The following is a 5,928-nucleotide window of genomic DNA, read 5'->3' as shown; positions in this document are numbered from 1 at the left end:
CGACTAAAAGTTTCGTCTCTAAAGTTGCTTTTTGATAGCTTTTTTTTCGCCAGTGTTCATTTTGTGTTTTCATAAGTGACTATAATTAAAGGTTTAATTTTTAGTCAACCTATTTCAGGAAAGTTCAGTTTTCATATGTTTGCTAACGGTCTTGTATATGAAAAGTAGGGCAGAAAGTAAGCTGTTTCTATTCGGTTGAGCCACAAGCCATATTTTTAATTTTTCTTTTTTAACTTTTCAGTTCTAAAAATACTAAAATTAAAAATATGGCGACCTTGCAAATGCAGAATTACCTTCGGATTAAGCCAATATTGCCCTATTTTTTATATACGTTGTTAGCCACCGTATTTTTATTTATGCCTAATTGTTTGCATATTTACAAATATTTAACCAAATTTGCAACTAATAAAACTCAAAGTTTATGTCAGATTGGAATGACAAAGTCAAACGTTTATTAAAGTCAGAATTGGTTCGTAGAGGAATTTCAAATTCAGACTTGGCAAGTATGCTTGAACAAATAGGAATTGAAGAAACAAAATCAAGTATCGACAGTAAAATTAGTCGTGGTACTTTTAGTGCATCATTCTTTTTACAATGTCTGACCGTAATTGGTTGTGAAAAAATAGAAATAGAAGAGTACGAAAATCAATTATCAATCGCTTCTGAACCGGAAGCCAATTATAACCTAAAAAAATAATAAAATGCCGAAAGTTAAATTTATAGATTTATTTGCAGGACTTGGTGGAATAAGATTAGGTTTTGAAAAGTCTTTTGCAGAATTAGGATTTGAAACAGAATGTGTGATGACATCTGAAATTAAACCTTATGCAGTTGAAACATTAGCAAAAAATTTTAATCACGATTATTTTGTAGGTGATATTTTTAATGTAGAAAACAAACAAATTCCCGATTTTGACTTTTTATTAGGCGGTTTTCCTTGTCAAGCATTTAGTTTTGCTGGAAATCGTCACGGATTTGCTGAAACAAGAGGAACATTATTTTTTGAAATTGAAAGGATTTTAAGAGATAAAAATCCTTACGGTTTTATTCTTGAAAATGTTGAAGGACTTGTTAAGCACGATTTAGAAAATAAAAATGACAAAATAGGAAGGACTTTATCTACTATTTTATACAAATTAAAAGATGAATTAGGTTATAATGTTTCTTGGAAAGTTTTGGATTCTATTGACTTTGGTTTGGCACAATCTCGTAAAAGGATTTTTATAGTCGGTACTAAAGATGAAACTGCAAATTTGAATGTTACCAAAAGAAAATTTAATCCTTTGAAAACTATTTTAGAAAATGGTTTAGAAACAATTAATTCTGATTTTACTCAAAAGCTTTTTAATCATTTCGAAATGGAAGATTTATATGGTAAGTCTATTAAAGATAAAAGAGGTGGTGATAACAATATTCATAGTTGGGATATTGGTGTAAAAGGTGAAGTTTCTGATGAACAAATTATATTATTAAATAAGCTTTTTAAAGAAAGACGAAAAAAACATTGGGCTGAAAAAATTGGAATTGATTGGATGGATGGAATGGCACTTACCTTAAAACAAATTTCAACTTTTCATAAAAGTGAAAACCTTAAAAGCTTATTAGATGATTTAGTCAAAAAAGGATATCTACGGTTTGAACACCCTAAAAAATTAGTTAGAGAAAAAACTGATATTGGCGAAAAAAAATATCGTACTTATGATGAAACGAAACCCAAAGGTTACAATATTGTAACTGGAAAATTGAGTTTTGAAATAAATAAAATATTGGATCCTAACGATATTGCACCAACTCTTGTTGCTACCGATGTTTCTCGTTTAGCAGTTCCTGATAATGGTGGTTTACGAAGATTGACAATTCGTGAAGGACTTCGATTATTTGGTTATCCCGAATGGTATCAAATTCCAGTCAAAGAATCTGAAGCTTTTGATTTATTGGGAAATACGGTTGCAGTACCTGTCGTTGAACACGTTTCGGAACAATTAGCTGAAATCTATGAAAGAAATTTAGTTAATCATTCAATAGTTAAGGAAACTCCAGTATGCAGTTCATAATCTTCAATTACATTAGTTAACCAATGAGCATTTGAAAATCTTGTTTGCGGATACTTATAGCGAGTATTGTTTAATGCAGATAAAAATTCTTCTTTTGAGTTGAAAGCTTTGTAGGTTGACCTCTCGGAATACCATATGACTGGTCGTATGTTATGAATTACGTTTTTCTTATCTTGAACTCTTAAAGGCCATTTTTTGCTCGCACAAGTCAGTTCCCATATTTTTTTTAACCAAATATCCTTAATAGTAATTATACCATCGTTCATTTGATAAGCAAAAATTAAGTAATCAGAATCTAATCTGTATGATGCACTTAATAAAGAGTTGCTGTATGAATCAAAATTGGCTAAATCAAAGCCAGGACCATTATCAAAGTCAAAAGTCTTTACTTCTAATAATCCTTTTTTCGGATTTTCAACATCAAGAAGAAAGTCGGGAAATGTTTGAGAGTTGTTATTTTCGACAAATTCAATTTTGTTTTGATTCATCCAAGCTTTTAGCCATTCTTGAATTAAATTTCCAACAGAATCTTTTGTCTTTATTACAATACTTAAGTCTTTAATTTTGAAATTTATGCTACCTATTTCTCCAACAATTTTATAGTCGTCAACAAGTTTTTTATAGAGTTCTTTCGCTGTTATCTTCATTCAGTTTTGATGGTTTTCTTAAATTTCAAATATAGCCAAAATTTTGATGGTAGCACGATTTTCAATATGGTGGCTAACGTGTTTGTGTATGATTAGTGGCGTGTTTAAACACCTAATTTAGCAAATAAAAACTGAATAGAAAATCCGAGAGGATTTTCGTACGTAAGCACGAACCAAGCAATTAATTATACACGGTGTTGTGCGTTCGGCTTTTTTCGTTCAAATGTTAGTTTTGTATTCAAACTGCGAAAAAATCCAGCGCACATTTTATTCAGGTCAAGTTAATCTTTTTTGCTTAAAATTCTCAAAAAATCTCCGAAATAAAATCTCTTTTTTTCTATTGTGCAATAACTTTTGGGTAAGCTGAATTTTCGATGCCATGAACAGATTTCGGGCGAGCCATAAATCCGACGTAATTTTTTAGTTGAGTTTAGATTTTTGGTTTTTTAAAATCCTTTTAATTAAAAATTCCAGCGTTTTTTTAATTCAGGCGTAACGTTTTGGTTAGCTAAATTTTCGATGCGAAGAACAGATTTCGGGTGAGCCATAATTCCGACGTAATATTTTTGTTCAGTTTTAAGTTTTTTAAAATTCCTTTTAAATATAAAATCGAGCGTTTTTTAAATTCAGGCGGAATGTTTTGGCTTGCTGAATTTTCGATGCTAAGAACAGGTTTCGGGCAAGTCCAAAATCCGACGTAATGTTTATCACGTTCAGATTAGAATTCAAATTATTTATCGCTTCCTAAAAGCTTAAAATTTATAGAATTTTGCTCGGTTTCCGTGATTTTTCTCAGCTGACGCACAACGGTCTTGTATATGGCTCGTAGCGTGCAAATAGGCTGTTTCTATTCGGTTGAGCACAAGCCAGATTTTTAAATTTTACTATAAATCTTTTTATTGAAAATCGTCAAATTTAAAAATTTGGCGACTTCGCAAATATACCTTAACTTCGAATGTGCAACTAATTAGCTATGAGCTATATACGTTGTTGTAAGCAGTTTTTTTTCAAGCAAGATAGTCGTTTTCATCACTTTCTACTTGGTCAAAAACCAATAATTCAGCGTCAAAATCATCTTTTAAGATTTTATTTGCCAGATTACCAATCCAATATGGTGCTGTATTAGATTTTCCTTTTGAACTGTTATTTCCGTGTCCAAAAGTATAATCTATTGCCTCGTGGTCTAAAGCGTGTAGACTTTCGTGTATGATTGTAGCAGCAATACTTCTTGAACTTCTATTCAGCTTTTTTAAATTTAAGAACAAAGTGTTAGGAAATCTGTGGTCCATATAAGCAAAAGTTTTTCTATATTTTATTGCTCTCCAGCCAGATGGATAAAAAAGGTCAACTTTAAATTCTAAATCTGAATTCTCAATTAAATCTGCTATAATTTGCGGTGAAGCTGTACTTAAATCAAAGTTATTTTTCTCTCTAATTTTTGAGTAAAAAACTGGATTTTTTAGAATTGAATTAGCCATTTCTGTAGCTTCTTCAACTTTTGGTTGTTTGTCGTTAAATGTAATTATCATATTAGTGGATTTAGTTGGTTTAAATTGTTTTAATAAAGTGGATTATTCAACATAATCTTGGTGTTCTCTAAAGCTTCTTTGTAAATAACACCTTTATTTTCAAATTGTAATAAGCTATGTTCAAGGATTTGTTTGCTTTTATCAGTATCAAAAAGAGTAATTAATTCTGCCGAATCAGAATCTTTCACACTTGCAAATAATTCATTATAATTAGCATTATCTAATCTATCTTTAATACTCTTGATAGTTTTATCAATTATTTGATTTTTCTCGCTCCAAACTGCAATAGTAATTTGACCTTTTGCTAATTCATCCGCATAACCTATCTGAATGTGTTTAAATTTTAAAAGTAATTCTGCATCCAAATAAGCTAAATCAAAATTTGCTGTTTGTTGCAGGTCATCAATACTATTATTAAGACTATAAAAAATAGAAGTAGCAGTAACTGCTTCTTCACCAAAGGTGTCACTATCTTTAATGGAAATTGAATTAGCGGATAAGAAAGCAAAAACACCTGGCGCAATTCTATTTGCACTAAATGTTAAGCTACTTGAAGCTGATGAATTCGATTTAGCAGCTTCTGATATTGAAATTACTAAATCTGAATAACTACTAATAGCTTTTGGCGAAGTCAATACTTGCATTACTGACCCAGTTAATGACTGTGCGACAGCACCTAACGCTGCCGAAATAACTGGTGCTATTTTATCTAAACTGAATTCGTGGGAATATTCAGTTTTAATGGCAGAATTAAATATTAGTCTTCTAAAATCATCTACTTTAGCTTTTTTTGCGTGTTCGTTAATTTTAGTTTCAAATTTTTCTTTCGCTGAATTTTCCAAATCAGATAACTGTTTATTAAGTTCCTCAATTTGTTTTTTAGCCTTTTCGGATTTCTGCGTTACTCTTTCTAATGATGGACTTTTACACGACATAATATTTATATTAATTAGTTAATTGTTTGAGTTTTTCATCCGAAAGATAAATTGCATCATCTTAAATGTCAATACCCATTGAAGGGTATTTTTTAATTTGGGGTAAGCCTAAAATTGCTTACAACGGTTTTGTGTATGAATAGTTGCGTGTTTGCGCGCGAGGAATTTCCGAAGGAAATTCAGATGTGTGCAAACGAGCAACTACCTTTTGATTAAGCCAATATAAGCAATTTTTTATACACGTTGTTACCTCTAGTTATTGATTTTCAGTTCCAGTTTTCCGTCCGCAATTCAATTCCGCTTGAGTAAATTCCGATTACGTTTTATTCCGCAAAGTTTTTCAATTCCGATAGAGTGAGCAAATCCGAAAGTGGCTCAATTCAGATGCAGTTCAGTTTTCATAAACTTGCTAAATTCCGATTGAGTGAAATTCCGCAATCGACTATTTTAGTTTTTACTTTCTTAAAACTCAAAAAAAAATCGAAAATCAAACTAGGTTTTTTTCGGTAAACTTGCTAAAATTCCGCAAGAGTAAATTCAGGTTTCGAGTGATAAATTCAGCATTTTGTTCCGCTTTAATTGCGCAGTTTTCAGTTCATATTTTGTTCAGATTTGAGTGCGTGCGTAATTAGAGGTAACGTTTATGTATAAGAATAGTTGTGGGTTTGTATGCGAGGATTTTCCGAAGGAAAATCAGACGTTACAAACACGCAACGACCTTTGATTAAGCACTAAACCACAATTATTTTTATACGGTGTTGTA

General features: G+C 31.1%; 5 protein-coding genes. 2 read left to right on the top strand and 3 right to left on the bottom strand.

The window, feature by feature from the left end:
• Nucleotides 1-421: 421 nt before the first annotated feature.
• Nucleotides 422-697, top strand: coding sequence for a DUF6471 domain-containing protein (locus GB234_RS14770; RefSeq protein WP_208997333.1), 276 nt, complete (start codon nucleotides 422-424; stop codon nucleotides 695-697).
• Between the two features lie 4 nt (nucleotides 698-701).
• The gene (dcm, locus tag GB234_RS14765) at nucleotides 702-2,054 is read left to right on the top strand and encodes a DNA (cytosine-5-)-methyltransferase (RefSeq protein ID WP_151895349.1); all 1,353 of its coding nucleotides are present in this window, start codon (nucleotides 702-704) and stop codon (nucleotides 2,052-2,054) included.
• On the opposite strand, the gene GB234_RS14760 is transcribed toward dcm, so the two are convergent.
• The 3 genes from GB234_RS14760 to GB234_RS14750 form a co-directional block, all read right to left on the bottom strand.
• Nucleotides 2,015-2,701 (bottom strand): NgoBV family restriction endonuclease, encoded by a 687-nt coding sequence (locus GB234_RS14760; RefSeq protein WP_151895348.1) that lies wholly within the window; start codon nucleotides 2,699-2,701, stop codon nucleotides 2,015-2,017. The two genes, dcm and GB234_RS14760, sit on opposite strands and share 40 nt — an antisense overlap.
• Nucleotides 2,702-3,708: 1,007 nt before the next feature.
• Nucleotides 3,709-4,230 carry a hypothetical protein gene (locus GB234_RS14755; protein WP_151895347.1) on the bottom strand — a complete coding sequence of 174 codons (522 nt, stop codon included), beginning with the start codon at nucleotides 4,228-4,230 and terminating at the stop codon, nucleotides 3,709-3,711.
• A gap of 29 nt (nucleotides 4,231-4,259) precedes the next feature.
• Nucleotides 4,260-5,072, bottom strand: coding sequence for a hypothetical protein (locus tag GB234_RS14750; RefSeq protein ID WP_151895346.1), 813 nt, complete (start codon nucleotides 5,070-5,072; stop codon nucleotides 4,260-4,262).
• Nucleotides 5,073-5,928 lie beyond the last annotated feature (856 nt).

This window comes from Patiriisocius marinistellae, from assembly GCF_009014635.1.
Lineage (GTDB): Bacteria > Bacteroidota > Bacteroidia > Flavobacteriales > Flavobacteriaceae > Patiriisocius > Patiriisocius marinistellae.
Note: the sequence above shows the minus strand (reverse complement) of the source record. Positions and strands in the feature narration are given on the sequence as shown.

What these genes read in the sequence shown, in the direction of transcription:
- GB234_RS14770 (WP_208997333.1), top strand. Translation starts at nt 422, where the DNA reads ATGTCAGATTGGAATGACAAAGTCAAACGTTTATTAAAGTCAGAATTG.
- dcm (WP_151895349.1), top strand. Translation starts at nt 702, where the DNA reads ATGCCGAAAGTTAAATTTATAGATTTATTTGCAGGACTTGGTGGAATA.
- GB234_RS14760 (WP_151895348.1), bottom strand. Translation starts at nt 2,701, where the DNA reads ATGAAGATAACAGCGAAAGAACTCTATAAAAAACTTGTTGACGACTAT.
- GB234_RS14755 (WP_151895347.1), bottom strand. Translation starts at nt 4,230, where the DNA reads ATGATAATTACATTTAACGACAAACAACCAAAAGTTGAAGAAGCTACA.